Raw genomic sequence first — 2510 nt, forward strand, 5'->3', positions numbered from 1 at the left:
GAGGTAGGAAATGGATAACGTTGAGAATACGGTTGAAGAAGTAGAACTGACTGCGGCAGAGAAGCTGGCACAATTCGAAAAAGAGAAGCTCAGTCGAAGACAAGCCCTTGCCCGCTTCGGTTTCCAAGCCGGAGCCGCTGCTGTCGCCGCGCTAACCGCCGATGAACTCCTGCGTAAAGTGGGCAAAGAGATGCAGCGTCGTGCGGGGGATAATAAAGTCGCCCAGCAAGTGGCGAGAGAATTTCAGCAAGCTGGAGTTGCGAATGCAGTTGCGGCTGAATCAGATCCTGGAAATATTTGTCTCAACTGTGGGTGCTTTTTCTGTCCAGGTGGAGGGAATACTGCACCGCCTGGCTATGTATATTTGCCCTGTAATTGCCCGATTTGGAATGGATGTACTAGATGTGCTTTTAATTGTCCTGGTAAGGCAGGTGAAGCACCTCATGATGAATGCTGTACTACAATGTTTAACCAGTGCAACGCGGCAGGAGGGAATTCTGCTGATTGTATAGCAATGCAGAATAAATGTTTGAGAGTTAATGAATGATTTGGATGTGACTCATTTTGGTTGGAAATCCGGTTTTGTCAGGTGGGACTCAGTCGCCTTCACCCTGGTTGCCACCGGAGTTCTCTCAGCACCTCTCAATGGCTTCAACCAAAATGGGTCACACCCAATTGATTTAATGCATTACAGGCTGAGTTTTGTTTTCTGTTGAGTGGTAATGCTTAGCCTGTAAATAAATAGAATAAAGAGATATTAAGATGAAAAAAAGATTGGTCTTAGTAATAGCATTGGCAACGTTTTTAACGTTTGGGGGAATAGGCTGTCACAGGCAAACCCCAGAAGAAATGAAAAAAGAGGAGTTGAGAACTGGGGCTGAATATTTCCTGAAAGGTGATTATAAGAAAGCCGCTATTCATAAAAGAAAGTTAGTCGATTTAGGTGGGTCTAGTATTAATGATCGCTATGACTTAGCTGTTACTTTAGTTAAAGCGGGTGATAAAGATGAAGCAAAAGTTCTATTTGAAGAAATCATTAAAGAAAAAAAAGAACCTATTTCTGATGCTGCGTCAAGAGCTTTATCTCGTTTGAAATAATTTTGTTAAAAGGAGGGTTTAGATAGAATTAATGTGTGATTTGGATCAAGGGAAAGAAATTTTAATGCATTTTTGGTCAATATCTTGTCCTGCTTGTCATGCAAATATGCCGCATTTACAAAGGCTACGGGATGAGTACAGCCCGAAAGGCTTGCAAGTTATTGCGGTGCATCGGCCTATGGGTGAGTTTGACCTTGATGAGGCCAAAGTGCTGGAAGTGGCAAAAGAGCTTGGCATTACCGAGAAACTCATCTTTGACAATGACCACTCTATTGGAGATGAGCTGAAGGTGGATGCCTGGCCGACGTATTTTCTCTTTGACAAAGACGGCAAGGTGCGCCGACACGCCAAAGGGCAGTTTGGGGTGAAGATGATCGAACAGGCGCTCATTCGGCTCTTTGATGAAGACGAGGCGCAGGGCAAAGAGAAATCCGCTGAAGCCGTAACCGAATCCTTTCCGATGTCCTTTGCGCTCTAGCTTTGCATTGTGCTGTAGCTTTGCATTGCCCTGTGAGGAGATTTATAAAACCATGTCCCAACCCCTCGCGACACTCGTGACATTGCCAGAGCGGGCGCAGGTCTCCCAGCCCGCGCCACCGTTTCAAGCGCCTGCCGCCTTCCCCGGAGAGAGTGTTGCTCAGCCAGTCAAGACCCTCAGCCTCACCGACTACCAAAAGCGCTGGCTCCTCTTTTTCTGGTACCCGCTCGACTTCACCTTCGTCTGTCCCACCGAATTGCTCGCCCTCTCCGACCGACTCGCCGAGTTCGAGGCGCTGGACTGCGCGGTTCTGGGAGCCTCGACCGATAGTGTCTACAGTCACCGTGCCTGGATGCAGACTCCACGCGAGGCAAATGGGCTGGCAGGGCTGGCCTTCCCTTTGCTGGCCGACAAGACCCTCACCATCGCACGGCGCTATGGAGTGCTTCTGGAAGCACAGGGCCATAGTCTGCGCGGGGCGTTTCTCATTGACCCCGAGGGCATTCTTCAGTTCTCCACGCTCTATGCGAGCAATATCGGACGGAGTGTAGACGAGCTTCTGCGTACCCTCGCCGCCCTTCAAGCAGGAGGACTCTGTGGGTCGGACTGGAAGCCCGGTCAGCCGACCTTGCAACCGGGAAAAAGCTCATGAGAGCCGTAACCGAATCCTTTCCGACAACGTACTTAAGTCTATGAAAAGCCAACGCGCCTCTCGCCCCGAAGCGGGGTTTACGCTCATCGAGCTTCTCGTGGTCATTGCGATTATCGCGATTCTGGCCGCGATTCTCTTTCCTGTCTTCGCGACAGCGCGGGGAAATGCGCGCAAGATGGCGTGCCTGTCCAATCTGAGGCAGATCGGGATGGCGAACCTGATGTACTCCCAGGACTACGACGACTATCCCGTGTGGGGCGGTGATCCGCCGGATCTCAACGC

5 protein-coding genes are annotated in these 2510 nt (G+C 50.1%); all 5 read left to right on the forward strand.

Going from position 1 to position 2510, the window contains the following annotated elements; all coding sequences use genetic code 11:
- Positions 1–10 precede the first annotated feature (10 nt).
- On the forward strand, positions 11–547 hold the full coding sequence (locus ACH2EH_RS00035; RefSeq protein WP_395137584.1) for a hypothetical protein: 537 nt from the start codon (positions 11–13) through the stop codon (positions 545–547).
- 215 nt (positions 548–762) lie between these two features.
- Positions 763–1098 carry a hypothetical protein gene (locus ACH2EH_RS00040; RefSeq protein ID WP_395137586.1) on the forward strand — a complete coding sequence of 112 codons (336 nt, stop codon included), beginning with the start codon at positions 763–765 and terminating at the stop codon, positions 1096–1098.
- Between the two features lie 31 nt (positions 1099–1129).
- The gene (locus ACH2EH_RS00045; RefSeq protein WP_395137588.1) at positions 1130–1576 is read left to right on the forward strand and encodes a TlpA disulfide reductase family protein; all 447 of its coding nucleotides are present in this window, start codon (positions 1130–1132) and stop codon (positions 1574–1576) included.
- A 52-nt stretch (positions 1577–1628) separates the two neighbouring features.
- Complete coding sequence (locus ACH2EH_RS00050) at positions 1629–2228, forward strand: peroxiredoxin (RefSeq protein ID WP_395137590.1); 600 nt, start codon at positions 1629–1631, stop codon at positions 2226–2228.
- A 40-nt stretch (positions 2229–2268) separates the two neighbouring features.
- Positions 2269–2510: type II secretion system protein (locus tag ACH2EH_RS00055; RefSeq protein WP_395137592.1), on the forward strand; the 242-nt coding region annotated here is incomplete at its 3' end.

It is taken from the genome of Armatimonas sp. (assembly GCF_043760365.1).
Classification (GTDB): Bacteria; Armatimonadota; Armatimonadia; order Armatimonadales; family Armatimonadaceae; genus Armatimonas.

Coding starts and splice junctions, on each gene's coding strand:
- ACH2EH_RS00040 (WP_395137586.1), top strand. CDS start 763: ATGAAAAAAAGATTGGTCTTAGTAATAGCATTGGCAACGTTTTTAACG.
- ACH2EH_RS00045 (WP_395137588.1), top strand. CDS start 1,130: ATGTGTGATTTGGATCAAGGGAAAGAAATTTTAATGCATTTTTGGTCA.
- ACH2EH_RS00035 (WP_395137584.1), top strand. CDS start 11: ATGGATAACGTTGAGAATACGGTTGAAGAAGTAGAACTGACTGCGGCA.
- ACH2EH_RS00050 (WP_395137590.1), top strand. CDS start 1,629: ATGTCCCAACCCCTCGCGACACTCGTGACATTGCCAGAGCGGGCGCAG.